The organism is Patescibacteria group bacterium (assembly GCA_028707495.1).
Classification (GTDB): Bacteria; Patescibacteriota; Patescibacteriia; order UBA2591; family JAQWAS01; genus JAQWAS01.
On sequence record JAQWAS010000001.1, the window covers coordinates 102,464 to 128,259 of the forward strand.

25 protein-coding genes are annotated in these 25,796 nt (G+C 31.6%); 19 read left to right on the top strand and 6 right to left on the bottom strand.

Annotated features, from left to right (window positions below; all coding sequences use genetic code 11):
• Positions 1 to 46 precede the first annotated feature (46 nt).
• The 15 genes from holB (at position 47) to serS (ending at position 14,580) form a co-directional block, all read left to right on the top strand.
• A complete protein-coding gene (gene holB / locus PHS07_00510; protein ID MDD4606809.1) occupies positions 47 to 1,057 on the top strand; it encodes a DNA polymerase III subunit delta' in 1,011 nt (336 codons plus the stop codon).
• A 4-nt stretch (positions 1,058 to 1,061) separates the two neighbouring features.
• Positions 1,062 to 2,177: a hypothetical protein gene (locus PHS07_00515; GenBank protein MDD4606810.1), complete on the top strand. Its 1,116-nt coding sequence runs from the start codon at positions 1,062 to 1,064 to the stop codon at positions 2,175 to 2,177.
• 45 nt (positions 2,178 to 2,222) lie between these two features.
• Positions 2,223 to 2,777, top strand: a complete 555-nt coding sequence (gene frr, locus PHS07_00520; GenBank protein MDD4606811.1) for a ribosome recycling factor — start codon at positions 2,223 to 2,225, stop codon at positions 2,775 to 2,777.
• Between the two features lie 30 nt (positions 2,778 to 2,807).
• Positions 2,808 to 3,935 carry an RIP metalloprotease RseP gene (gene rseP / locus PHS07_00525; protein ID MDD4606812.1) on the top strand — a complete coding sequence of 376 codons (1,128 nt, stop codon included), beginning with the start codon at positions 2,808 to 2,810 and terminating at the stop codon, positions 3,933 to 3,935.
• An 8-nt stretch (positions 3,936 to 3,943) separates the two neighbouring features.
• Positions 3,944 to 4,261 (top strand): hypothetical protein, encoded by a 318-nt coding sequence (locus tag PHS07_00530; GenBank protein MDD4606813.1) that lies wholly within the window; start codon positions 3,944 to 3,946, stop codon positions 4,259 to 4,261.
• 4 nt (positions 4,262 to 4,265) lie between these two features.
• The gene (locus PHS07_00535) at positions 4,266 to 5,495 is read left to right on the top strand and encodes a His/Gly/Thr/Pro-type tRNA ligase C-terminal domain-containing protein (GenBank protein ID MDD4606814.1); all 1,230 of its coding nucleotides are present in this window, start codon (positions 4,266 to 4,268) and stop codon (positions 5,493 to 5,495) included.
• Position 5,496: 1 nt separating this feature from the next.
• Positions 5,497 to 6,564, top strand: a complete 1,068-nt coding sequence (locus tag PHS07_00540; protein ID MDD4606815.1) for a rod shape-determining protein — start codon at positions 5,497 to 5,499, stop codon at positions 6,562 to 6,564.
• Between the two features lie 27 nt (positions 6,565 to 6,591).
• Positions 6,592 to 7,443 carry a rod shape-determining protein MreC gene (locus tag PHS07_00545; GenBank protein ID MDD4606816.1) on the top strand — a complete coding sequence of 284 codons (852 nt, stop codon included), beginning with the start codon at positions 6,592 to 6,594 and terminating at the stop codon, positions 7,441 to 7,443.
• Complete coding sequence (locus tag PHS07_00550) at positions 7,433 to 7,987, top strand: hypothetical protein (protein MDD4606817.1); 555 nt, start codon at positions 7,433 to 7,435, stop codon at positions 7,985 to 7,987. The genes PHS07_00545 and PHS07_00550 overlap by 11 nt, the downstream gene beginning before the upstream one ends.
• Positions 7,950 to 9,860 carry a penicillin-binding protein 2 gene (mrdA, locus tag PHS07_00555; GenBank protein MDD4606818.1) on the top strand — a complete coding sequence of 637 codons (1,911 nt, stop codon included), beginning with the start codon at positions 7,950 to 7,952 and terminating at the stop codon, positions 9,858 to 9,860. Before PHS07_00550 ends, mrdA begins: the two co-directional genes overlap by 38 nt.
• A gap of 62 nt (positions 9,861 to 9,922) precedes the next feature.
• Positions 9,923 to 10,402, top strand: coding sequence for a transcription elongation factor GreA (gene greA / locus PHS07_00560; protein MDD4606819.1), 480 nt, complete (start codon positions 9,923 to 9,925; stop codon positions 10,400 to 10,402).
• A 9-nt stretch (positions 10,403 to 10,411) separates the two neighbouring features.
• Positions 10,412 to 11,917 (top strand): lysine--tRNA ligase, encoded by a 1,506-nt coding sequence (gene lysS / locus PHS07_00565; protein MDD4606820.1) that lies wholly within the window; start codon positions 10,412 to 10,414, stop codon positions 11,915 to 11,917.
• Between the two features lie 264 nt (positions 11,918 to 12,181).
• The gene (locus tag PHS07_00570) at positions 12,182 to 12,646 is read left to right on the top strand and encodes a hypothetical protein (GenBank protein MDD4606821.1); all 465 of its coding nucleotides are present in this window, start codon (positions 12,182 to 12,184) and stop codon (positions 12,644 to 12,646) included.
• An 81-nt stretch (positions 12,647 to 12,727) separates the two neighbouring features.
• Entirely contained in the window at positions 12,728 to 13,282 is a 555-nt protein-coding gene (locus tag PHS07_00575; GenBank protein ID MDD4606822.1) for an HDIG domain-containing protein, read from the top strand.
• 29 nt (positions 13,283 to 13,311) lie between these two features.
• Positions 13,312 to 14,580 (top strand): serine--tRNA ligase, encoded by a 1,269-nt coding sequence (gene serS, locus PHS07_00580; GenBank protein ID MDD4606823.1) that lies wholly within the window; start codon positions 13,312 to 13,314, stop codon positions 14,578 to 14,580.
• Between the two features lie 55 nt (positions 14,581 to 14,635).
• Here the strand turns inward: serS and PHS07_00585 are convergent, their stop codons facing one another.
• A complete protein-coding gene (locus PHS07_00585; protein ID MDD4606824.1) occupies positions 14,636 to 14,827 on the bottom strand; it encodes a hypothetical protein in 192 nt (63 codons plus the stop codon).
• A gap of 262 nt (positions 14,828 to 15,089) precedes the next feature.
• Here PHS07_00585 and alr point away from each other — a divergent pair, with 262 nt between their 5' ends.
• From alr to PHS07_00600, 3 genes are read left to right on the top strand one after another with little or no spacing between them, the layout of a single operon-like run.
• A complete protein-coding gene (gene alr / locus PHS07_00590) occupies positions 15,090 to 16,232 on the top strand; it encodes an alanine racemase (protein ID MDD4606825.1) in 1,143 nt (380 codons plus the stop codon).
• The gene (locus tag PHS07_00595) at positions 16,225 to 17,265 is read left to right on the top strand and encodes a hypothetical protein (protein MDD4606826.1); all 1,041 of its coding nucleotides are present in this window, start codon (positions 16,225 to 16,227) and stop codon (positions 17,263 to 17,265) included. The genes alr and PHS07_00595 overlap by 8 nt, the downstream gene beginning before the upstream one ends.
• A 27-nt stretch (positions 17,266 to 17,292) precedes the next feature.
• Positions 17,293 to 17,514 (top strand): DUF5652 family protein, encoded by a 222-nt coding sequence (locus PHS07_00600; GenBank protein MDD4606827.1) that lies wholly within the window; start codon positions 17,293 to 17,295, stop codon positions 17,512 to 17,514.
• 159 nt (positions 17,515 to 17,673) lie between these two features.
• Here PHS07_00600 and PHS07_00605 read toward each other — a convergent pair whose 3' ends face one another.
• From PHS07_00605 to PHS07_00620, 4 genes are read right to left on the bottom strand one after another with little or no spacing between them, the layout of a single operon-like run.
• Complete coding sequence (locus PHS07_00605) at positions 17,674 to 18,909, bottom strand: peptidoglycan DD-metalloendopeptidase family protein (protein ID MDD4606828.1); 1,236 nt, start codon at positions 18,907 to 18,909, stop codon at positions 17,674 to 17,676.
• A gap of 23 nt (positions 18,910 to 18,932) precedes the next feature.
• Positions 18,933 to 20,429, bottom strand: coding sequence for a glutamate--tRNA ligase (gltX, locus tag PHS07_00610; GenBank protein MDD4606829.1), 1,497 nt, complete (start codon positions 20,427 to 20,429; stop codon positions 18,933 to 18,935).
• 29 nt (positions 20,430 to 20,458) lie between these two features.
• Complete coding sequence (locus PHS07_00615; GenBank protein MDD4606830.1) at positions 20,459 to 21,232, bottom strand: zinc-ribbon domain-containing protein; 774 nt, start codon at positions 21,230 to 21,232, stop codon at positions 20,459 to 20,461.
• Between the two features lie 3 nt (positions 21,233 to 21,235).
• On the bottom strand, positions 21,236 to 22,123 hold the full coding sequence (locus PHS07_00620; protein ID MDD4606831.1) for a glycosyltransferase: 888 nt from the start codon (positions 22,121 to 22,123) through the stop codon (positions 21,236 to 21,238).
• A gap of 193 nt (positions 22,124 to 22,316) precedes the next feature.
• Here PHS07_00620 and clpB point away from each other — a divergent pair, with 193 nt between their 5' ends.
• On the top strand, positions 22,317 to 24,944 hold the full coding sequence (clpB, locus tag PHS07_00625; protein MDD4606832.1) for an ATP-dependent chaperone ClpB: 2,628 nt from the start codon (positions 22,317 to 22,319) through the stop codon (positions 24,942 to 24,944).
• Positions 24,945 to 25,006: 62 nt separating this feature from the next.
• Here clpB and PHS07_00630 read toward each other — a convergent pair whose 3' ends face one another.
• Positions 25,007 to 25,756 (bottom strand): PrsW family glutamic-type intramembrane protease, encoded by a 750-nt coding sequence (locus PHS07_00630; protein ID MDD4606833.1) that lies wholly within the window; start codon positions 25,754 to 25,756, stop codon positions 25,007 to 25,009.
• Positions 25,757 to 25,796: the final 40 nt, after the last annotated feature.

The following is a 25,796-nucleotide window of genomic DNA, read 5'->3' on the forward strand; positions in this document are numbered from 1 at the left end:
TTTTTAGTTTGTCTAACAACTAAATTTATGCTAAAATATATTCAATATGTCGCAGATTAAATTTAATTGGCCAATTTGTGGCCATCAAAATATAGTCAATTTTTTACAACACAGTATTCAACAAGATAATTTAATGAATGCTTATTTATTTTATGGTTCACAACATTTAGGTAAAACTGCTGTGGCAAAATATTTTATTCAATCTATTTTTTGTTCAGCCGAACAACGGCCTTGTCAACAATGCGTTTTGTGCCAACAAATTCAAAAAAATATCCATCCAGACATTATTTGGTTGACTCGAAATGAAGATAAAAAAAACATTACCATTGAACAAATTCGGGAATTACGCCAAAAATTAAGATTAGAATCGTTTTTAAACTCTTATAAAATAGCCGTTATTCAGCAAGCAGAATTAATGACTACCGAAGCCAGTAACGCCTTATTAAAAACATTGGAAGAGCCTAGTTGGCACACGATTATTATTTTAATTGCCGATCAAATCAAGTTGATTCCTAGTACAGTTATTTCACGTTGCCAAACTTTAAATTTTAAAACAGTTAGCCGTCAGACTATTAGTCAATTTTTAAAAGATAATTCTAAATTAAATAAATTAGATATTGAAAAAATTGTAGCTTTGAGTCTGGGTCGGCCAGGCATAGCGATGAATTTTATTCAGCAAACCGATAGTTGGCTTGAACATACTAAACGAGCGAAGGAATTTGTAAATCAAATTTTAGTTAATCAAAATTTAAATCAGCGTTTTAAATATATTCAGCAACTGGCTGGCGAACAAAAAACTTTTATTGAATCTCAAAATTCATGGCAAGAAGATTTGATGATGTGGAGTTTGATTGTTAGGGATCTAATTTTAATTAAAAAAAATTTAAGTCAGGCGATAACTTATCTAGAATTTGAAAATCAATTACGCCAAGTTACTTCAGATTACACACTTCAACAATTAACCAAATTTTTATATAATATACAACAGACGGGCATGTATTTAAAGCGCAATTTAAATCCTAAATTGGTTTTAGAAAATTTAATTCTTTCAATATAAATTTATGTCTAAGAAAATTTTATTTCTTATAACAATTTTAATTTTAATCTTACCTTTGTCTGGATGTATTACAATTAAAACTCAAAAAGACGCACCCAATGGTGGTATTTTTAAGGCTGTCGATGGGGCCATTGGCGTTGAAAGCTGGCAACAAAAAAATTTCATTGAGCAAATTGAAATTAAAAAATTTTTATCAAAAAAAACCGAAGTACGCACCATTGATTTAGCCAATATCAAAGAAATTATTTTTGATCCACAAGAAAGTCAAATTTTATATATTATTACCAACCAAGGTTTGCATGTCTCGTATGATGGAGCTGAAAAATGGACTAAAATTCATCCAGCTGGTAATATTAGTTCTTTAGCTACTCACCCGAGTGATCGCAATATTTTGTATTTAGCGGTTGGTAATTTAATTTATAAAACTTGGGACGCAGGGAATCAATGGCAAAATATTTATACTGAGGCAACTGGCGCAGGAATTAATAGTTTGGCCATAGACAGCTATGATGCACGTAAAGTTTATGCTGGTCGATCAGACGGGACATTAATTCGTAGTTTAGACAATGGTGACAGTTGGGACGTGGTCGAAAAATTTGACAATCCCATTAATAAAATATTGATTAATAAAAATGATACACGCATTATTTATATAGTGACACAAGATAAGGGTGTTTTTAAAACGACTGATTTAGGTGCCAATTGGCAGGATATTATTAATAGCGAAGTTAAAAAGGAATATAAGGGTATTACAACTATTTATCAGATTATGTTAAATTATGCTCATCGCGATGCTATTTTAATGGCAACTAACTATGGTTTGGTCGAAAGTTTAGATGGGGGACAGACTTGGCAAGCCTTTAATTTATTGTCAGCACCCAATAGTATGGTTTTTTATTCTTTAGCTGTAAATCCGCAAAATGATAATTATATTTATTACGGAACTAAAAATAATATTTATAAAACCACTGATCGAGGAGGCACTTGGATTACTCAAAATTTACCAACTTCCAGAACACCCACCAGTTTAAAAGTAGACCTAGATGATGGTCAAATTATTTATATGGGTGTGACTAAATTTGAAGAAAAAAAGGGTGGCTTATTTCGGTCGGGCTTGTAATTAGCAATTTAATTATTTAATTATTAATTTTTTAAATTAAATTTTATGAATCAAATCATTGAACAACACAATGCCAAATTTGACCAAATTATTGAACATTTAAAAACCGAATTGAAGGAATTACACATTGGTCGAGCTCAACCGAGTTTAGTTGAAAATGTAAAAATTGAATCTTATGGCACTCAAACACCTTTACAGCAATTAGGGAGTATTACGGTGAGTGATGCGAGATCGTTAGTTATTCAAATTTGGGATAAGAGTATTTTAAAAAATGTTGAAAAAGCTTTAATTGATTCACCAATTGAAATGAGCGTGAATGTGGACGGAGAACTGATTCGAATTAATTTACCAGCTTTAACCGAGGAACGTCGACAACAATTAACCAAAGTTTTACATCAACGTTTGGAACAGGCCAAAATTGCAGTTAGAAATTTGCGAGATGAGGTTAGAGATGAAATTATGCAAAAGTTTAGAGATAAAGAATTAACCGAAGATGATAAATATCGTTTATTTGAGGAATTGGATAAATTTACCGGCGAATATAATGATAAAATTAAAGAGATTGGCGAAAATAAAGAAAAAGAGATTATTACAGTTTAAATTTAATCATTGATTAAAAAATAATAAAATATGCTAACAACTATTTTAGTTTTTGTTTTAGTTTTAGGCTTAATCGTTTTTGTGCACGAATTGGGCCATTTTTTAACTGCTAAAAAATTTGGAGTTAAAGCTGAGGAATTTGGTTTTGGTTTTCCGCCACGCATCTGTGGTTGGCGGAAGGTTGGAGATAAACGAAAATTTTTTTTGGGCAACAAAGATATTTATTCTGATGACACAATTTATTCTTTAAATTGGATTCTGCTTGGCGGTTTTGTTAAAATTAAGGGTGAAAATGGTGAATCAAATCAAGATAAAGACAGTTTTAGTTATCAAAAAATTTGGCGTCGAACTTTAATTTTATCAGCTGGCGTTTTAATGAACGTAATTTTAGCTTTTATAATTTTTTCGGTTGGTTTTTCGGTTGGTTTACCCCAGTCTTTAGATGGTGACTTGCCCAACAGCGCTAGAATAAAAAATAGACACATTCAAATTATTGAAGTTTTGGCTGATTCGCCAGCTGATGAACGGGGGATTAAAATGGGAGATATTTTAATTGCGATTGATGATCAAGAATTTAAAAATATTTCAGAAATTCAGCAATACGTTGATCAACATCAGTCTCAAAATATTAATTTAACTTTACAAAGAGGTCAAGATAAAATTAATCAAGACATCGTACCAATTAAAAACGACGATCAGACCTCAGCTAAAATTGGAGTAAGTTTATCGGAAACTGGCATTGTCTCATATCCATGGTATAGAGCTATTTTATTAGGTATAACCACAACTATCAGTTTGTTGTGGTATATTGTTGTAGCCTTGTTTACGATAATTAAAAATTTAATTTTAGGTGCTGGTGTGCCAGAGGGTGTGGCCGGGCCAATTGGAGTAGCGGTTTGGACTGGTCAACTGGTAGATTTAGGTTGGATGTATGTTTTAAATTTTGTAGCCATCTTGTCGTTAAATTTGGCAATTATTAATTTTTTGCCCTTTCCAGCCTTAGATGGGGGACGAGTCTTATTTTTAGTTATTGAAAAATTACGTGGCAAGCCGGTTGATCAAAGGATAGAAAATTTAATCCATAGTATCGGTTTTATTTTATTAATTCTTTTGATGGTTTTGATAACTTATCGCGATATAGTTAAATATATATTTTAATAAAATTTATGAAGATCAACCTACCCTTTAAAATTGACGCATCTTCCAAAGAGATCATGGACTTAATGCGCTCTTGTAGTTATCATCTAATTCATGATAGAATGAATAATAAATTGAGTTATGTGCGTCCGTTGGGTAATTATCATTATCCAAGATTTCATATTTATATTGAAAATAATCCCCAGGGCGAATTAATTTTAAATTTACACTTAGATCAAAAAAGTGTAAGTTACGGAAGGCAGACGGCACATAGTGGGGAATATGATGATGAGACGGTAAAACAAGAAGGTGAGCGTTTAAAAATATTTTTAAATTTGAAAGCTTAAAATTATGTTACAATCAAAATTATTTACCAAAACAACTAAAACCATACCTCGAGATGAAATCAGTGTTAATTCCCAGCTTTTAATTAGAGCTGGCTTTATTGATAAAACCATGGCTGGGGTTTATTCATATTTACCTTTAGGTTTGAAAGTTTTAAATAAAATTAAAAATATTATTAGAGATGAAATGGACGCTATTGGTGGACAAGAAATTTTAATGCCCGCTTTAACCCCAAAAGAAATTTGGCAACAAACTCAACGCTATGACAATTTTGATGCTTTGTTTAAATTAAAAGGTATTGGTGATAAGGATTATGTTTTAGGTGCAACTCATGAGGAAGTGGTTACACCTTTAGTTAAAAATTTTGTTCAGTCATATAAAGATTTACCAGTTTATGTTTATCAAATTCAAGACAAATATCGTAATGAACCACGCGCTAAATCGGGTTTATTGCGCGGTCGAGAATTTAGTATGAAAGACTTATACTCTTTTCATCTAGATGAAAAGAATTTAGATGAATATTACGAAAAAGTTAAACAAGCTTATTTTAAAATTTTTAAACGAGTTGGTTTGGGCGAGATGACTTATTTAACTTATGCGTCTGGTGGTGTTTTTTCAAAATATTCGCACGAATTTCAATCTTTGGCTAAAACTGGAGAAGATATAATCTATCTTTGTAATAAATGTCACAACGCTTTAAATAAAGAACTAATTAAATCTGAAGGTAAAAAATGTCCGGAATGTGGCAACCTAGAATTAGAAGAAAAAACAGCCATTGAGGTGGGAAATATTTTTAAATTAGGTACTAAATTTTCTCAAGCTTTTGATTTAAATTATACTGACGAAAATGGCCAGCTTCAACCAGTTTTAATGGGTTGTTATGGTATGGGACCATCGAGAATTATGGGAGCCGTGGTAGAAATTCATCATGACACTAATGGAATAATTTGGCCACAAGAAATTACACCTTATCAAGTTCATTTATTAAATTTAGCTAGTCAACAGAAATTAACCGATAAAATTTATGAAACTTTACAAAAACGGCATATTGAAGTATTATATGATGATCGCGAGGTTTCACCAGGTACAAAACTTAAAGATGCTGATTTAATCGGTTTACCGTGGCGATTGGTCGTAAGCGATAAGACGGGAGATAAGGTTGAAATTAAACAGCGAACCAGTCAGGATATTAAATTAATTAAAGCTCAAGATATAATTAAAATTATTAATAAATAATATGTTTAAAAAGTTATTGGGTCATTTTATTCGAGCACACGACATGGGGATTGATATGGGAACAGTTAATACTTTAGTTTATGTCAGAGATAAAGGAATTGTAATTAATGAGCCATCAGTCGTGGCAATTAATACTAAATCAGATCAAATTTTAGCAATTGGCGATGAAGCTAAAAAAATGTTAGGGAAGACGCCAGAACATATTTTAGCGACTCGACCGTTAGAACGTGGAGTAATTTCTGATTTTGAGGCTACTGAAAAAATGATTCATTATTTTATTGATAAAGTTCATCAAACTAAAAATTTATTTTTACCTCACCCACGCATTGTAACGGGTTTACCATTAGACGTGACGGAGGTTGAAAAAAAGGCAGTTGAAGATGCTATTTTGCAGGCCGGAGCTCAACGTGTTTATTTGGTCGAAGAGCCTTTGGCAGCAGCGGTTGGCGCTCATTTACCAATTGAACAGCCGACCGGCTATATGATTGTTGACTTAGGGGGTGGCACAACTAAAATTGCGGTGATTTCTTTGGGAAGTATTGTTAGTCAAAAAAGTATTGATGTCGCTGGTCAAGAATTGAACAAAGATATTGTTCAGTATGCCCAAGACGAATTAAATATTTTATTAGGCGAAGAAACGGCTGAAAGATTAAAGATTAAAATTGGTTCGGCGGTGGTAGAAAAAGAGTTAAAAGAATTAAAAGTTAGGGGTCGTGATTTAAATACTGGCTTACCACGAGAGATAGTTTTAAATGAGGGACAGGTACTAGAAGCCATTAATCGATCACTAAGAATTATAGTTGATAATATAAAATACGTTTTAGAGGTAACACCACCAGAATTAGTGTCAGATATTTATGAACGGGGACTTTTCTTGAGTGGTGGCGGTGCTTTATTAAGAAACATTGACCAATATATTAGTCAACAAATTAATATTCAAGTAAATTTAATTGACGATCCTTTAACGGCAGTTGTGCGTGGCACGGGAGCTATTTTAGAAAATTTAGAAACCTTAAAAGAGGTTTTGATTCCATCTGCCAAGGAAGAAGCAAAAGAAAACAAAATTTAAATTTTTAAGTTTAAATTATTTTGACTTATGTCAAGGTTTAACCAATCAAAATTTAAACTGGCGGGGTTTGTTATACTTCTGCTTATTTTTTTATTATTTTTTGGAATTTTATCAGGTTTTAAAAATATAGTATTTAAAATTACTCAGCCTTTCAGTCGAGCTTTTTATGGCCTAAGCCAACGTGTTAACGATTCAATTGGTTGGTGGCAATATCGCGAAAGCTTTGCTGAAATACAAAATAAATTAGAATTGGAAATTAAAGATTTAGCGCTAGATCAAGTGGCTTTATTAAAATTAAAAGAAGAAAACCAAATTTTACGTCAAAATTTAGATTTTTTTAATCAAAAAAATTATGATTATAAATTAGCTAATTTAATTAGTAAAACTAGTCCGAGTTATTTAAACAATACTGACCAAGAAAATTTATGGATTATTGATCGAGGTTGGCAGGATAATTTAAAAAAAGATTATGCTGTTATCGTGCCACGCCAGACTAATCAAAATACGGTTGAAGGATTTTTGGTTGGTAAAATTTTTAAAGTTGAAAAAAATCAATCTTGGGTTTTGCCAGTTTTAGCTAATCAAAGCAAAATAGCCGCTAAAATTCTTAGTCAACAGCAAACAACGGGCTTAGTTGAGGGTATGTATAATCAAAATTTAAAAATGGATTTAATTCCACAAGATCAAGAAATTTACCAAGGAGACTTAGTTATAACTTCTGGTCTTGAGCCAGGAATGCCAGGTGATTTAATTCTAGGTCGAGTTAAAGAAATTGAAGAAACTAATTTACAAAAAATATTTAAAACTGCTCTAATTGAACCGTTAATTAATTTTGATCATATTAATTTAGTAACAGTTTTAATTCCACATGCAGAATAAAGCTTCAAAATCGTTTAAATTTATTTTTTATTTTATTTTAGCTGGATTAATTATTTTATTTCAGCTTAATTTTTTAAATCAAGTTCCGTATTTTAAAAATTTAAATTTGATTTTAGTTGGTTTAATTTTTTTAATTTTTATTAAAATTAAACACACTTGGTTTTATTTTTTATTAGTTGGTCTAATATTAGATTTGATTTTACCTTTGAATGATGGTTTTCTACTGATATACTTTGGTATAATTTGGTTAGTTAATATTTTTTTAATTCAGAAAATTATTATTGCTAATCAGGTGGTTAGTTTATTTTTGCTTTTATGTATTGATATAGTTTTTTATTATATATATTTATGGCTAGGTTTTTATGTATTAAATTTATTTTGGTCAACAACATCTAGTTTTGTTTTTAGCTGGCAAATATTAAAAGAAATTTTGCAACACATATTAATAAATAGTATTTTTTTAATTTTAATTTATTTTATTTTTAAAAATAAAATTGATCAATTACATGAAGGAAGTAAACCCTTTTATACCACAATTGGATAAAAATTTTAAAGAATATTCAGTCGGCAAACTAAAGGAGCATGAAATTGAGGGTGATTTTACCAGTGCCAGCCGAGCAAAATTTTTAAAACTTAGTTTTAATTCTAAAAATATTACTTGGATTTTTATTGTTTTTTTTCTGGGTATAATTGTTTTGGCAAGTAGATTATTTTTTTTGCAAATAGTAAAAAACGATTATTATTTAAATCTGGCCGAAGGCAATCGGATTCGTCTACACACAATTTTAAGCCCACGAGGAATTTTTTATGATCGCAATAATCAACCCTTAGTTAAAAATGTTCCTAGGTTTTTTTTACAAATTGTGCCAGCTGATTTACCATTAGACATAACCGAGCGTAATAATTTAATTCAACAAGTTAGCAATCAAACGCACATTATTCAATCTAAGATTGAAGATAGATTGGCAACAGTTTCAAAATATTCGTACCAACCAATTGTTTTTGATCAAACTTTGGATTATCAAACGGCTTTACTTTTTAAAACCCAGGAAAACAATTTGCCGGGTTTTAACATTGTAACTCAAGAATCGCGTGAATATCTTTATCCGCAAGCCTTGGCGCACGTTTTGGGCTATATTGGTATAATTTCTAGCGAAGAGATTCAAAAGCTTGAAAAAGAAAATTATACTTCACAAGATTTAATTGGTAAAACCGGTTTAGAATATTTTTACGAACCATTTTTAAAAGGTCAAAATGGTGTCGAAAAGGTTGAAGTGAATTCTATCGGTAAAGTTGCACGTGTTATTGATAGTCGTGCGCCTCAATCAGGTCAAGATATATATTTAACCTTGGATTTAGATTTACAACTTAGATTAACTGAAATTACGCAAGGAATTTTAGATAAAAATAATTTAGTTCGGGGTGCGGTTATAGCTATGGATCCTCGTGATGGCAGTGTTTTAGCCTTAAATTCTTTTCCAACCTTTGATAATAATAAATTTGTGACCGGTTTTTCACAGTCAGAATTTGAACAGGTTTTTAACAATCCCGATCAGCCATTATTTAAAAGATTTATCCAAGGAGAATATCCACCTGGTTCAGTTATTAAACCTTTAATCGCTTTAGGAGCTTTAGAAGAGGGAATTATTAATCGAAATACCAGTTTTTTAAGCGTAGGTGGTTTTTGGATAAGTGAATGGTTTTTCCCAGATTGGAAAGCTGGCGGGCATGGCTTAACAAATGTGACTAAAGCCATCGCTGAATCGGTTAATACCTTTTTTTATTATATTGGTGGCGGTTACCAAGATTTTCAAGGTTTAGGTTTGGAAAAGATAAATTATTATTTAAAAAAATTTGGTTTGACCCAAGTTACGGGCATAGATTTGGCTAATGAAAAAAGTGGATTTTTACCAACTCAAGAGTGGAAGGAAGAAGTTAAAAATGAAGTGTGGTATATTGGCGACACTTATCATTTGAGTATTGGACAGGGTGATGTGTTGGTTACGCCATTGCAAGTAGCTAATTATACCGCAGCGATTGCTAACGATGGGACGCTTTATCAACCACATTTAATTCAACAGCACCAACCAATAATTTTAAGTCAAAATTTAGTTGATTTTAAAAATTTAGAAATAGTTCAACAGGGCCTACACGAGACAACTTTATACGGTAGCGCCAGCAGTTTTTCGGCTTGGGGAATTAGCGCAGCAGGTAAAACCGGTACAGCTCAGGTGGGTGGTGACAAATTACCACATTCGTGGTTTACCGGATATGCGCCTTATGATGATCCGGAAATTGTTATTACGGTTTTAATTGAAAATGCCGGTGATGGCAGTTTGTATGCTTCACCCATCGCTAGGGAATTCTTAAAATATTATTTCGATCGCCAACCAGTAGTGGATAAACCGCTTGATTAAAATTTAAATTTATTGTATTCTTTACTTTATGTTTTATTAAAAATTAATTATAATTAATCAATATGACGAATCAACAATTTTCCAGTGAAACTTTATATGTTTCCAAAGAGATTTTAGAAAAATTTAGAGAAGAATTAGAAGATCGTAAAACCAACAAGCGTCAAGAAATTGCTCAACACATCAGTGAGGCAAAAGAACTTGGCGATTTATCAGAAAACGCCGAATATAGTCAGGCTAAGGACGAACAAGCTTTTAACGAGGGTAGAATTATTGAATTAGAGAATATTATTAGTAAGGCTAAAGTGGCTTCAAGTCATATTGGCTCAAAAACAGTTAGAGTAGGATCAACGGTCTCAGCTAAAGTTAATGATAGTATAAAAGACTACACCTTGGTTGGTTTAAATGAGGCCGATCCAATTAATAATAAAATTTCTAATCAATCGCCATTGGGACAAGCTTTGATGGATAGAATGGCCGGAGATAGTGGTACTTTTAAAGCTCCCAACGGTGAAGTTAGTTTTAAAATTTTAAAAATCAAATAACTACGTTTTATGTCTCAAGAATTAGAAAAAAACGAATACCAAATTCGAAGAGAAAAATTAGATGATTTGAAACAATTTCAAGCTGATCTTTATCCGGCTCGGGCAAAAAAAACTTGTTCTATCGATCAGCTTAAAATTAATTTTAAGATTTGGTTTAAAAAAAATAAATCAATTAATTTAGTTGGTCGAATTAAAACTAAGCGCGAGCATGGTAATTTAACTTTTGTAAATTTAGAAGATTTAGGTGGTCAGTTTCAATTAGCTTTTTCTAAAAAAGATATTGGAACAGAAAAATATAAAAATTTTGTTAAACTTATCGACATAGCTGATTTTATTCAAGTTACTGGCACTTTATTTACTACTCATCAAGGTGAACCAACTTTAATGGTTAAAAAGTGGCAACTTTTGTCAAAAGCCTTACGACCGTTGCCTGAAAAATGGCATGGCTTAAAAGATCAAGAATTGCGTTATCGTCAGCGTTATGTTGATTTAATTATCAATCAAGATGTGCGCGAATTGTTTATTAAAAAAAGTCAATTTATTCAGAATATCCGTCAATTTTTAATTGACCAAAAATTTTTAGAAGTTGAAACGCCAACTTTAGAGGCTGTGCCTGGTGGCGCTGAGGCCGAACCCTTTATTACCCATCATAATACTTTAGATATTGATTTATATTTACGCATTTCATTAGAATTGCATTTAAAGCGCTTAATGGTGGGTGGCTATGAAAAAGTTTTTGAAATTGGTAAAGTTTTTCGCAACGAGGGCATGAGTCAACAACACTTGCAAGAGTTTACTTTAATGGAATTTTATTGGGCTTATGCCGATTGGCAGGATTTAATGCAATTAACGCAAAAAATGTACGCTCAAGTAATTAAACAAACTTTTAGTAAATTAAAATTTAATTATCAAGGCACACAAATTGACTTTAAAGCTCCTTGGCAAAAAATTAATTATATTGAGATTTTTAAAAAGAAAACCGGTGTTGATTTAGAAAAACCAGATGCAACTGAAAAATTATTTAATTTTTTAAAAACCAAAGATAAAAAGGTTTTTGATGAATTTAAAAAATTACAAGGTCAAGACATAAATCAGCTTGGTCGAGTAATCGATACTGTTTATAAACATCATATTCGTCCTGAAATAGTTCAACCGACTTTTTTATATCATCATCCGGTGGCAGTTTCACCTTTAGCTAAAAGGGATCCTGAATATCCACAACGCACTCAAAGATTTCAAATTCTAGTTTTGGGCGCAGAGGTGGGTAATGGCTATTCTGAATTGAATGACCCAATTGATCAACAACAACGTTTTGAACAACAAGTTAAAATGCGCGATCTTGGCGATAAAGAAGCCCAAATGATGGATCAAGATTTTATTCGAGCTTTAGAACATGGTATGCCGCCAACCGGAGGATTTGGTATGGGTATTGATAGATTGTTTATGTATTTAACTGATCAACCATCAGTGCGTGATATTGTCTTATTTCCAACAATGCGACCTGAAAAAGAATAAAACTTTTTTAGTCGTCATTCCTGGCTTGACCAGGAATCTAGGGTTAAGAACGATTATCTTTATCTTAAAATATGTGCTGTTTTTATAAACAAAAATTTATTTAAATCAAAGTTTATACTAATCAACACTGGATCCCCAATCAAGTTGGGGATGACGTTTTGTATAAAGCCCAGTCCAGGCCTTTTTCATTTTAAGCTTGACAAAAATTAAACCAAGAGTTAGGATATAGCATTGAACATTACAATTTAATTTTAAGGAGGAAGAGTGTTAACGATTATCAACTTTATCTGTACTTCTGGCGACGGGAAGCAAAAATATCCCTTTGCGTTGATTTTAGACTGCAAGATATGTGGTTTAATGCCAGACGATATAGAGAATATTAAAGAGCGTATTCGCTATAACTTGAGATTAAGTCCTGAATCTCTGAAAAAGGTTTTAGAACGAACTGGTGTAAATAACCTTGATCAACTTTGTATTTCTGATGTTGATTTACAATACGCTGGTTCATCACCAATTATTGTCGAAAATACGATAATAATCCAAGGAGACGAAATGGCAAAAAAGTCAACAAGAATCGACACAAAAGACATATTAAGAGGATCGGAACACGATCCAATCGGTGGGCCCGAGTTTACTCCTCCAACGGCAGATGAGTTCGCTGATAAATTTGCAAAAATAGTTCCAGCGAGAAAAAAGCTTTATAAAAACCTTATTCCCTCAGAAGAATAATAAATTCACTAAATATCAAGGCCCGGCTTCCGGGCCTTTTTCATTTTGAAAAATTTTAGAATATGTGCTATAATAAAATATATGAACAGACAAGAAGCTTTACAGTTTTTACAACAAAATTTAACTAATCAAAATTTGATTAAACATTCTTTAGCCGTGGAAGCGGTGATGTTTGATTTAGCTAAATATTTTAATGAAAATTCTGACAGTTGGGCATTAGCTGGTTTATTACATGACATTGATTATGAGCAAACCAAAGATAACCCAGCACAGCATAGTTTGATTGGAGCTGAAATGTTAGATGAGCAGGGGATAGACCCAGAAATTATTCAAGCAGTTAAAACCCACAATGAGATGCACGGCATTGAACCACAAAGCTTAATGGCTAAGGCTTTATATTGTTCCGATCCAATTACGGGCCTAATTGTTGCTTCGGCTCTAGTTTTGCCTGATAAAAAAATTGGTAATTTAAATACTTCTTCAGTTATTAAACGTTTTAATGAGCCACGTTTTGCGGCTGGCGCTAATCGTCAAATTATAGGTAAATGTAAAGAATTATTAGATTTAGATTTGGAAAAATTTGTTGATATTAGCTTAAAAGCCATGCAAAAAATTAATCAAGATTTGGGTTTATAATTTTATTTATAATTTTAAATTAATTTTTTATGTTAGACATAAAATACATCCGAGAAAATCCGGATGAAATTAAAACAGCTTGTCAAAACAAGCGCGTTAAAGTTGATATTGATCGTTTATTGGAACTAGATAAAAAAAGACGTGAAGTGATTCAAGAGATTGAACAACGTAAAGCTCAACAAAACCAATTTTCTAAAGATATTATTAAATTAACTTCAGAAGAAAAAGAAATTAAAATAGCTGAAATGAAAAAATTGGTTGAAGAAATTAATAGCTATAAAAAAGAATTAGACTGGATTGAACCTGAATATGATAAATTAATAGATTTAATTCCAAATTCGCCACTAGATGATGTTAAAATCGGTACGAGTGAAAAAGATAATCAGATTATCAAACATGAAGGCGATATGCCTAAATTTGATTTTAAACCCAAAGATTATTTAGACTTAAATGAAGACTTAGATTTAATTGATACTATCCAAGCTAGTCATGTGTCTGGCGCTAGATTTAGTTATTTGAAAAACGAAGCTGTACTTTTAGAAATGGCCTTGTATCAATTAATTTTAGAAATTTTAATTCCAGAGGGTTTTGTGCCTATTATTCCGCCAGTGATGGTTAAAAAAGATATTATGCAAGCTATGGGTTATTATACTCGTGGCGCTGACGAGATTTTTCATTTAACTAAAGATGACTTGTATTTAATTGGTACTTCAGAACAGGCCCTGGGACCGTTGCATTTAGATCAAATTTTAGATCAAGAAGCATTACCCAAACGTTATTTAGGTTTTTCACCGTGTTTTCGTCGTGAAGCTGGGAGTTATGGTAAAGATGTGCGTGGGATTTTACGGGTTCATCAGTTTGATAAAGCTGAAATGTTTTCTTTTACTACGCCAGAAAAGTCCAGAAGCGAACATAAATTTTTGTTAAGCATGGAAGAAAAATTGATGCAAAAATTAAAATTACCATATCGTGTTATTCATATGTGTACAGCTGATTTGGGTGATCCGGCTGCCGATAAATATGACATTGAAACTTGGTTGCCCGGTCAGAATGAATATCGCGAAACACATTCGACCAGCAATTGTACTGATTTTCAAGCTCGACGTTTAAACGTGCGTTTTAGATCAAAAGAAGATGGCAATACGCAATTTGTACATACTTTAAACGGGACAGCTTTGGCCATTGGCCGAATTTTGATTGCCATTATGGAAAACTATCAGACCGCTGATGGGGAAATTAAAGTCCCCGAAGTTCTTCGAAAATATATGGGCGGAATGGAAATAATAAAGAGAAAATAAAAAAGCCGGGATTTCTTCCGGCTTAAAACAGTCTGAGGCTTTAATTCGTAAGCGATTAGGAAGTATATTGGACAACTATTTCTTTGTCGATCATAACTAAATCGCCATGTACTCCATAATAACCTACATGTACGGCAGGATGAGGATCCTTAATGGATCTGCGTCCCCGATAATAAAGTCTGTATGCTCGTTTTTTAATAGCCTTTTCCGCCTTTGCTATTTTTTCTTTGCCTGCGTCCACAGACATAAGATGAGCTAGTTTAATTACTAGGTCGTTGATTTTTTTGTCTACACTCTGTTCGGGATTTTTTTTCATTTTTTTTCCTTGGGTTTATGTTAAAAAAGATCAATTAGTATTATCTTAGTGCTTATTTTAAAACATGTCAAGTCAATATTAAAATCGTCATCCCTGCGAAAGCGGGGATCCAGGAATTATATTCAATAAACAATTATTTCATTTAAACCCTAGATTCCTGGTCAGGCCAGAAATGACGATTAAAATTTTTATTATGTCAAACCAACATTTCACTTGGGTAGAAATTTCTAAATCTGCCCTAAAACACAATATTCAACAATATAAAAAAGTCTTATCTAAATCAACCCAAATTATGGCCGTAGTTAAAAGTAATGCCTATGGTCATGGAATGGTTGAAACAGCCAAATTAGCCATTAAATATGGAGCCAAATGGTTAGCCACGGTTAATTTAGATGAAGCTTTAGAATTACGCCAAGCTGGAATTAAAAGTCCGGTTTTAGTTTTGAGCTATTATCAATTAGATAAAAAATTGATTAAACAAGCTATTCAACAAAATATTAGTTTAGTGGTTTATTCTGTCGAGCAATTAAAATTTTTAAATCAAGTTAGTCTGGAATTAAAAAAATCAGCCCAGGTACATTTAAAAATAGATACCGGCACTACGCGTTTAGGAATTTTAGTTGATCATGGTTTAGACTTTATTAAACAAGCGTTTAAATTTAAAAATTTAAAAATTCAAGGTTTGTTTTCACACTTTGCGGCTTCGGAAGAAAATCAGCAATTTACACAACAACAATTAGATAAATTTAAAAATTTAATTCAACAAATCGAAAAATTAAATTTAGATATTTCTCTGAAGCATTTTTCTTGCAGTGCGGCCGCTTTAGTTAAAACAGAAAGTAATTTTGATTTAATGCGCTTAGGAATCGGTATGTATGGTTTGTGGCCGTCAGAATTAACCCAAAAAATTGTTCAAAAAAAATATCCTAATTTTAATTTAAAGCCAGCTTTGTCATTATGTACGCGTATTATTCAAATTAAAACTGTTCCAAAAGGTACTCGTATCGGTTATGGTTGTACTTACAAAACTGCCAAATCAATCCAAGTAGCGATTTTACCAATTGGTTATTGGGAGGGGTTTGATCGACACTTATCTAACAAAAATAGAGTAATCATAAAAGATAAGTTTTGTCAAGTATTGGGTCGCGTATGTATGAATTTAATTATGGTTGACGTAACCGGTATTAAAAATTTAAAAGCAGGGGAGCGGGCGATATTAATTGGCCGACAAGGCGATAAACGCATTACGGCTGATGATTGGGCAAAAAAAATAGGGACAATTAATTATGAGGTTGTAACTCGTATTAATCCAAATTTACCACGGATTTATGTTTAAAAAAAAACATTCAATTAAATATGTTAAAAAATTAAAATATACGCCATCGCCAGTTAGTCGGCCAGATCCAGAAGCTCGAGCCTCAGATCGTTTAACTCAAAAACAGCGTCATTTGCGTCGTCGTAAATTTATTCAAATTAGCATTATTTTGGGCATTATTTTTTTAATTTATATTTTATTTTTTTCACCTATTTTTAAAATTAAAAAAATTCAGATTGAACGACCAGAGCAAGTTGAATATAATTCTAGTGATGAAGAAATTTATCATTTAATTGAAATGCAAACTTATAAATTTCGTTGGTTATTTTTTTCACAAAGAAATTTATTAGTTTTATCTAAGAAAAAATTGATTCAAAATATAGCGAGTTCAATAGAAATAAATCAAGTAAAAATAAGTAAGAAATTTTTTTCACGACATTTAAAAATAGTTATTCACGAAAAACAACCCGCTATTAATTTAATTTGCCAGGGTAAATATTATTTATTTTCTAATGATGGTCACGTGATTCAAGAAATTGACATGACGCAAATTAATTTAAATTTACCTCAAGTTTATTATCAACCAGAAATTAATGAACCACTTAAGGAAGAGCCTCTGCTTGAAGAAAATAATTCAGATGGGGTAGAGATCATGTTAGACGAAACAGGGGTCTTGGCGGGCCAAAATGAGCCCCAAAATGAAGATTTAAGTAACGTAGAGACGGAAAATCAAATTCAAACGTTTGAAACGGTTAATATGGAAGAAATTGTGATTGATTCTCAAATTATTAAATTCATTTACGAATTTAGTCAATCATTTGATCAACAGATTATATGTTGTCAGATAGATTCTTGGCAAATTAATCAACCCAATCCGACAACTTTAACTCTAGCGGTTTCGGAAGGTTGGCAAATCTACACAGATCCACAATTGAATCCAAATTTACAATTAAGAAATCTAAGTCTGGTTCTAGACAATAAAATTAATTCAGATGAACGTTTAAAATTAGAATATATTGATTTACGGTTCGGAGATCGAGTTTATTATAAATAATAATTAACAATTAACAATTTTTAAAATATGGAAACATTATCAGTTTTAACACCAGCGCAGTTGATAATTTTATTATTGATTTTAATGTGGTCAATGGTCTGGAAAGGTTTGGCTTTGTGGCGCTCAGCTAGAAATAATCATCAAGTTTGGTTTGTGATTTTATTATTGGTGAATACAGTTGGTATTTTAGAGATTATTTATTTAATTTTAATAGATAAACAGCACGCTAAGGTTATCGAGCAGGCTTAAAAGTTTATATTTAAGTATAATATAGTGTCGTAAAAGAAATATTGTGCGACGCATAGTATATTTTAAAATTACTACTTCTCTTCTGATTTATCTATACAAAGATACAAAAAGACGGATTAAGCTTCCGTCTTTTAAAATTATATCTTGATGGTATAAAAACTATGGCAAATAATCCAAAGGATTAACCGGAATGCCATTTAAGCGCACTTCAAAATGTAAATGTGGTCCAGTTGACATACTACCTGCGCCAGGTGTACCCGGCATACCACCAGTTAAACCAATAATTTGTCCCTTAGTGACATAAGTGTCTTCGGTTACAAATATTTTACTGACATGGCCATAGACGGTTGAAATTTGATCATTGTGTACAACCATAATATAAGAATAACCCATACCAGCGTCTTTAGCCCGAGCAATATAGCCAGAAGCTGGTGCATGAATAGCCGTGCCTTGCGAAGCTCTTAAATCAACGCCCGAATGTTCCCCTATCCACTTTCTAAATGGATAATCAGTATCATGAAAATAACAAGTAATTTTTTTCAATGGAATTGGCCAATCTAAAAAAACATCTTTATCACCTTGCCAACTTTCTTGACGAGAAAGTTTGTCACGAATAGCACTTTCAATATTAGCAATATTACTTTCAGCAGCCTGTCTTTCTCTTTGTAACTCAGCTAACATGGATTGGAATTTTTTTTCTGAACTTTGAGTTTCGGTTAATAAAACTTGTTGATAATTTTGTTGACCGTTTAGGGCTGATTTTTCATCTTCGTTTTCTTCTTTAAGTTTACTTAATTCTTGTTTTTTATTTTCCAGCTCACTTTTTTGGACTTGCAAACCCTGTTGGATAATTTTCATTTTAGATAAAGTTTTTTGTAATTCGCGCTGAATATCTTCGGTATATTTTAACTGATTAAAAAAATCAGCCAAAGATTGGTTTAATAATAAGATTTCTAAAGGATTTTTTTGGCTTTTTTGATAAATAAAACGGATAAGTTCAGCTATTTTTTGTTGATGATCGGTTATTTCTTGCTCTTTTTTTTCTATTTGTAAGGTGATATTTTGAATTTGCAGGTTAGCTTCTTCAATTTCGATTCTTAGCTGTTGAATTTTTAATTGTCGATCACTAATTTGATTCTCTAAAATAGAAATTTGACTTCTTAGTGACAAGGCTTTTTGTTGCTCAGCTTTAACCTTTTTTTGATATTCTTCACGTTGTTTTTCAATTGCTTGAATTTCTTTTTGTCTTTCAGCTATTTCTTGGTTTAAATCGTCCACCGTATAACCTTCATAAGCGGCTTGAACAAAAAGCAAATCACGACTACAAAAAGCCGTGAGACAAAAAATCAAAGTTAAAATTAAAAAATATTTTTTATTTTTGTTTAAATTTTGCATAATAAATCTATTATACTACTTACCTATTTTTCAAGCAATTTTATAGCTGATACTATTCTCTTTAAAGATTCTTTTTTGCCCAACACTTCCGCTATTTCAAATGGCCCCGGTGAATTTTGCTCTCCACTCAGGGCGACACGCATTGGCCACAAAACATCACCGACTCCCCTATCTTGAGCCATGGGCATGAGAATTTTTTCTAAATTTTCTTTATTAAAATTAGTTGAATCAATTTTTTCTACAGAATCTTTTATTATTGACAAATTATTTAAAGTATGCTCTCTATCTGATTTTTTCCAAATTAACAAATCTGATTGATAATTCAACTTATCTTTAAAAAAGAAATGAGTTAAGTCAATTATCTCATCTAGATGTTTTAATCTTTCTTGTTCGAGTTTAACAATTTTTTGAAGATAATTTAAATTAACATCTTTTTCTGATTTAATTAATTTTGACTGAATTAAATATGGCAAACATTTTTGAGTTAAATCCTTGATGTCCATTTGGCGAAGATAAGAACCATTTAGCCAGTTTAATTTATCTAGATTAAAAATTGCTCCAGATTTATTGATTTTTTCAATTTTAAATTCTTGAATTAATTCTTTCAAAGAAAAAATTTCTTGATCATCGCCCGGATTCCAACCTAACAAAGCTACAAAATTAATTAAAGCTTCAGGTAAATATCCTTTATTTTGATAATCATTGACCGCCACATCTCCTTGGCGTTTACTAAGTTTTGATTTATCAGAATTTAATAATAAAGGTAGATGAGCAAATTGAGGAATTTCCCAGTCAAAATATTTATAAAGTTGGATATGTTTGGGTGTGCTAGAAATCCATTCTTCACCGCGCACAATATGAGTTATTTTCATTAAATGATCATCAACCACTACGGCTAAATGATAGGTCGGAAAGCCATCAGATTTAATTAAAACTTGATCATCAACTAGCTCATTCTTAAAGCTAACCTTTCCACGAATTAAGTCCAAAAATGACGTTTCTCCTGCTTTGGGCATCTTGAGGCGTATAACATGCTTTTCGCCGTTTAGAACCCGTTTTTTGGCTTCCTCAGGGCTAATATTCAAGCAACAACCGTCATAACCGGTTGGAATTTTGTTTTTTTGTTGCTCTTGTCTGAGTTTATCTAATCTTTCTTGGGTACAAAAACAATAATAAGCACAACCTTTGTCAATTAATTCTTGAACGTATTTTTGATAAATTTCTAATCGTTCTGATTGAATATAGGGACCATTGTCGCCAGCTTGAACGATTTTATTATTTTTATCTAATTTAACGCCCTCGTCGGGAATTATACCAGCCCAATATAAAGATTGTAAAATATTAACTGTGCCGTCTTTAACTAAACGTTCTTGATCGGTATCTTCAATGCGTAAAATAAAATCACCGTTATTTTGTTTAGCAATTAAATAAGAATACAAAGCTGTTCTTAATCCTCCAACATGAAGATAACCAGTCGGACTGGGTGCAAAACGAGTTCGGATTTTAGGTTGGGATGGCATAATTTTTTATGAAAAATCAAATTTTTAATTTAAAATATAAGTAAATTAATCCAATTAAATTTATCAACTAGTTTATCTAAAGTTTCTACTGGGATAATATTAAAAATAATTACAATACAACCAACTAAAATAAATAAAAAAAGAATAGATAATTTAATGGTCATTTTTTTTATTTCTATTTTTTTATTTTGTTGTTCCTCTTTTATAAATGATTCTAAATTATCAATTTTTTCTCCAAGAGAAAGATGTTGTCTGTCTTCAATTTTTTTAATCTCTACTCCTTTATTTTTAAAACGATAAAAACCGTAACCTAAGGCAATAACAAATATTAATAATTCTAGTAAAAAATATATATTACCTTTCCATAATTTAAACCAAAATATAGCTACTACACTACCTATTAGATAAAAAGCTAAGATAAATTGATTTGTTTCAATGTTTTGTTTTTCTTCTTGGATTTTATTTAAAATAGACTTTTCTTTTTCATTTATTTTTATCAAACTTGAACCACAATAGGGACAAGTTTCTATTTCTTTCGAATTGATTTTTATTCTTACTAATTTATTACATCTAGGGCAAAAACGTTGGGTATGTTTTTTATGATCATAAATATAGGCTATTACAGTAAAACCAAGAAAGAAATAAAGAATGGTTTCTATTGTTTTAGCATTTTCTTCTGAGAAAATTATAATAATTTTTATTTTTTCAGGATTTTTTATTAACAATAAAAGAACAAAAATGAAAATAGAGCAAAATAAGATTAAACCATAAAAAGCTATTTTTTCTTCTAATTTTTTATTCATATACTATTTTGAACTTTCAATTCTTTGCCAAATTTCAGCAAAGTTTTTCTTTTTTATTTTTAAATCAACAAGAATTAAAATCCATAAGTATATTCTAGCTAAAAATAGCAAAAGAGTCCAACTAAATTCTTTTAAATTTTTAGGGAAAGAAAATAACAATTTAAAACCGTGCCAGGCTTCATTAAAAAATCCACGCATATTGCTCTTAAATTTTTCTTGATTAATTTTTTGTTTGGCACCGCCAGCACTGCGTTTTTTTTGTTTAACCCAATCAGAAAAAGTATTTGGATATTTTACCCTAACTTTAGCTTCGGGCCGATAAACTATTTGATAACCAGCTTGCCAAATTTTTTGTGAAATATAAATATCATCGGATAAAACATTTTCTGGAATTTCATTAACAACTTTATTTCTAATTGCATAAAGATATCCTGAACAATCTAAATATTTATTTTGTTGTGATAATTTTAAACGTCTTTGATGAGCAGCATTAACTAACCAGTGCGACCAATAACCTAACATAGTTTTACGATCAGAAATTGAAGTCGGTTGACCACAAACTGCGCCTATTTTGGGATTATTAAATTCTTGAACTAATTTTTCTAAACCGTTTGATTCAACTACCACATCGCCATCTGTCAAAATTAAAATGTCGCCCTGGACTTTTCCAAAAGCTAAATTCAAAGCTGAAGGTTTACCTAAACCCTGATCTTGAATAAATTTAACTTGCGGATATTTAATACTAAATTTATTCACCACTTCTCTACTCTCTTCATCTGGTGCAACTACTAAAATTTCAAATGCCTGATTAATTTTTTTATTTAAAATAACCCGTAGGGTTTGTTCTAAGGTTTTTGACTCTCGATAGGTTGTAATAATAATTGAGATCATATTAGGATTATTTTTATTATATCACGCTTTTGAAAAATAAAGAATAAATTTTGGCAGGTCGCACCTGCCAAAACTGCCCAAAATAAATTAACTTGTCAACTGGTTGACACTTTTTTTAGCTATGCTACAATAAAATTAGCACTCTATTATAGAGACTGCTAAATAATAATTTATAATTTAAACTTAAAAATATATGCCTAATTTTGGTAATTTTACTTTAAAATCTCAAGAGGCGTTGCAAAATGCCCAAGAATTGGCTTTAAACAAAAAACAACCCGCGGTTGATGCCTCTCACCTACTCTACGCCTTACTTGAACAAAACGATGGAGTGGTTTTAGCTGTTTTAAAAAAATTAGAAGTCGATGTTTTAAAATTAAAAAAAGATATCGAAAATGAAATTAATAAATTACCTCAAATCGATAAGCCAGCGCCTGGGCCAATGGGTGGAATTTACGTGACTAATGAATTAAGACAGGTTTTAATTCAGGCTGAAAAAGAAGCTGATCAACTCAAAGACGAATATGTTAGCACAGAACATTTTCTACTGGCAATTTTAGAAATTAATACTTTTTTAAAAAAGACTCTAAATGATTATCAAGTTGAACGCGAAAAGGTTTTACAAGTTTTAGCATCAGTACGGGGTTCGGAAAAAATTACCGATGACGAACCAGAACAAAAATATCAAGTACTTGAAAAATATACTCAAAATTTAACTCAAAAGGCTCGTGAAAAAAAATTAGATCCAGTCATTGGGCGAGGCGAAGAAATTCGTCGCGTAATTCAAGTTTTATCACGCCGGACTAAAAATAATCCAGTTTTAATTGGTGAGGCTGGGACAGGTAAAACCGCCATTGTCGAAGGCTTAGCTCAAAGAATTGTTGATGGTGATGTACCCGAAACTTTAAAAAATAAAGAAGTTATTACTTTAGATTTGGGAGCTATTATTGCTGGAACTAAATTCCGTGGCGAGTTTGAAAATCGTTTTAAAGCTATTTTAAAAACTATTAAAAAATCTGACGGAAAAATAATTTTATTTATCGATGAAATGCATACCCTAGTTGGCGCTGGATCAATTGAAGGCGCTTTAGACGCTTCAAATATGATCAAACCAGCCTTAGCGCGCGGAGAACTTCATTGTGTTGGTGCTACGACGTTAAAAGAATATCAAAAGTATATTGAAAAAGATCAAGCCCTAGAAAGACGTTTTATGCCAGTTTATGTGAGTGAACCCACTACCGAAGAAAGCATTGCTATTTTACGTGGTATTAAAGAAAAATACGAATTACACCATGGTGTTCAAATTACCGACGATGCTTTAATTAGCGCCGTTAAATTAGCTACACGTTACATTACTGACAGATTTTTACCAGACAAAGCTGTAGATTTAATTGATGAAGCCGCCTCAGCTTTGAGATTAGAAATTGAAAGCGAACCTGAAGAATTAGATAAATTAAGTCGTGAGATTAGACAATTAAAAATTGCCATCGAAGCTTTAAAAAAAGAAAAAGTTAAAAAAATGGATACGCGTTTTAAAAAAATTAGTCGTGAATTAGCCAATAAAAAAGAAATCATGAAAGAATTGGAATTGCGTTGGCAAAAAGAGAAACAAATTATTGAAGAGATTAAGGCCGATAAAAAAGAGTTGGAAAAATTAAGCGATGAGGCCGAGATTGCCGAACGCCAGGCAGATTTGGAAAAAGTTGCTGAAATTAAATATGATCGTATTCCTAAGTTGGAAGATAAAACTAAAACCAACGAACGTAAATTAAATAAAATTCAGGATCGTATTATTCGTGAAAAAGTGACTGAAGAAAATATTGCCGAAGTAGTTTCGCGTTGGACCGGCATTCCAGTGGCCAGAATGCTTGAAGATGAAACCAAAAAATTAGCCCACATGGAAGATGAATTACATCAACGCATAGTTGATCAAAATGAAGCTGTGACGGCAATTTCTAACGCTATTCGACGTTCTCGAGCCGGTATTGCCGAGCACAACAAACCGATTGGTTCATTTATCTTTATGGGACCAACTGGTGTCGGTAAAACAGAATTAGCCAAGGTTCTGGCTGAATTTATTTTTAATGATGATGGCGCTTTAGTCCGTCTAGATATGTCTGAATACATGGAACGCCATACGGTTTCTAAAATTATCGGTTCGCCTCCGGGTTATATTGGCTACGACGAAGGTGGTCAATTAACAGAAAAAATTCGTCGCCGGCCCTATGCAGTTATTTTACTTGATGAAATCGAAAAGGCTCATCCAGATGTTTTTAATGTTCTATTGCAAATTTTAGATGATGGTCAATTAACCGATGCCAAGGGACGCAAGGTTAATTTTAAAAACACTATCATTATCATGACGTCAAATATCGGTAGTGAATATTTTAAAGATTTAGCTCAAAAAGCCAGCTTGGGTTTTGATTTAGATAAAAACCTAAAAAGTCAAGAAGAAAGCATTAAAGAAAAAATATTAAAAGAACTGCGAGATAATTTTAAGCCTGAATTTTTAAATCGTATTGATGAAATAATCGTTTTTAAACCTTTACTAAAAGATTCTATTCGACAAATCGTTGATTTTCAATTAAAACAGGTTGAAGAAAGATTGAAAGATAACGAGATTAAAATTAAAATTAGTAAAAAAGCTAAAGACCATCTAGTTGAAAAAGGCTTTGATCCGCTTTATGGCGCCCGACCCTTAAAACGAATTATCCAAAGTTTAATTTTAAATCCTTTAGCCATGGAAATTATTGAGGGAAAAATTAAAACCGGTAGTAGCGTGTTTATTGATTTTGATAGAGATAATATTAAATTTAAAATTTAAAAATAATATAAAATAAAAAAGACTAATCGTTTGCGACCAGTCTTTTTTAATTTTAGAAAAATTTAAGTTGGACGTTGTTTTTTTTGCATAACCCACTCTCGAGAATCAGCCAATAATTGACGATATTTTTCAATACCTTTCAATTTTTGAATCATAAAAAACAATATTATAAACAAGCCCATAGCTAAAATAAGAACACCACTGAAAGAATAAAAGGTTTTTTCTTGATAGGAAAAAAAATTATAAACAGTATGAAGCAAAATGACAACTAACAGTGCCTTAAGTTCCAAAAATCTTTTGGTTAAAAATTTAAATTTCTTTAAACCTAAATAATAACCAATTATGCCAGTCAATAAAGCGTGCAATAAAGTTGCGCTAGCAAAACGAGTAAAAATAACGTCTGTCCCCTGATAAATTAAATTAAAGATATTTTCGGCTGTAGCAAATCCCAAACCAATTGTAATACCATAAATTATACCATCAATAGTTTCGTCGAAGTCTTCACGCTCATAAACATAATATTTTAACACTAAAAATTTACCTAATTCTTCCAAAAAGGCAAAACTTAAAATAAAAACTTTTAAATCAACATTGAGTAGTTGACGACCAAAAACCAAATTAACATGAAAAATAACTACACACCAGATAGCTCCCAAGATAAAAGAAAAAAATAATAAACTTAGCGGTTCGGGTTTGCGACGATCGTGGTAGCGAAAATACCATAACCAAAATAATGGCGGGACTAAAACTGCTCCCACGAAAACAACATAATACGCAATTTGATTGATTGTTTGTGTTTCAATGTTAAACATGCACATTTGATAAACGTCGGACTGAGATAGCCCGACGTTT